Source organism: Planomonospora algeriensis, from assembly GCF_977012225.1.
This window is the reverse complement of record NZ_CDRNDK010000931.1, coordinates 1-1,031: the sequence shown is the minus strand read 5'-3', so window position 1 is coordinate 1,031 and position 1,031 is coordinate 1. Positions and strand designations below refer to the sequence as shown.

Annotated in this window: 1 pseudogene; it reads right to left on the bottom strand. The window is 79.1% G+C overall.

The annotated features are described in order from the left end of the window. Window positions 1-893: pseudogene (locus ACWJ6R_RS36970) on the bottom strand (hypothetical protein); the annotation flags it as partial. Between the last annotated feature and the right edge of the window lie 138 nt (window positions 894-1,031).

The following is a 1,031-nucleotide window of genomic DNA, read 5'->3' as shown; positions in this document are numbered from 1 at the left end:
CGGGGAGGGGGCAGGGCGGCCAGGCGGGCGGCCAGGCGGACGCCGCCGCGCCAGGCGACCTCGTCGTCGGAGACGCCGGAGCCACCGGACGTACCGGTTCGGGCTGAGGGACCGGACGTACCGGTTCGGGCAGGCGTGCCGCCGGAGGTGTCGCGGGTCAGCTCCGTCAGAAGCGCGGCCGGGTCGTCGGCGTCGATCAGGCAGGTGCGCAGGCCGGGATGCTCGAAGGCCAGCACCCGGACCAGGCCGCGCAGGGCCGCCGCGCCCGGGTCGGCGCCTTCCCCCGGCAGTACGGCCTGCGCCCGCTCGGTGGCCAGCCGCAGCCGCGCGCCGGGTCCGCTCCCGTCCCCGGTGAGGTCGCGGACGAGGCGGGTGACCGCGAGCACCACCTCCTCGGCCCCGGCCGGGTCCAGCCCGGTGGGGACCAGCACCACCACCTCGTCGGCGTCCGGAGCCGGGCCCGCCTCCTCGGCGACCCGCACCGGTTCCAGCCCTTCCGCGACCGGCACCGGGCGGCCTGCCCCGGCCGGCCGGGGGGCGGGGCGCTGGAACGGGACGAGGTTCGGGGCCGGGAGGGGTTGAGGGGTGACGGACCGTGTTCGGGGCGGGCGCGGGGGCAGGGGCGCGTGGTGGACGGTGTGGCCCGCGCCAGTGAGACCCGCCGCGAGCCGTCCGGTCCGCGGGTCCCCCTCCGCCGCCACGAGGAGCCAGGAGCGGGCAGGACCCGCATCCGCCCCGGACGCGTCCGGGATCCCGGCCTCCGGTGCCTCCACCCACTCGCGGCCGACCAGCTTGGCCGCGAGCGGAACCGGCACGGCGGTGGCCGGGATCCACCGGACCCGTACGTTCTCCGGTGTACCGTCCGGACCGAGGTACCCGATCTCGACGGGCACCGGCACTCCCGGCTCCATATCCGGCCCGTCGCCCGCTCCGCCAGCCGGTGTCCCGGCCGGTCCACCACTCGCCCCGCCGCCCGATCTGCCGCCCGGTGTCCCGGCCGGTCCGCCGCCCGCTTCCTCCGCCGCCGGCCG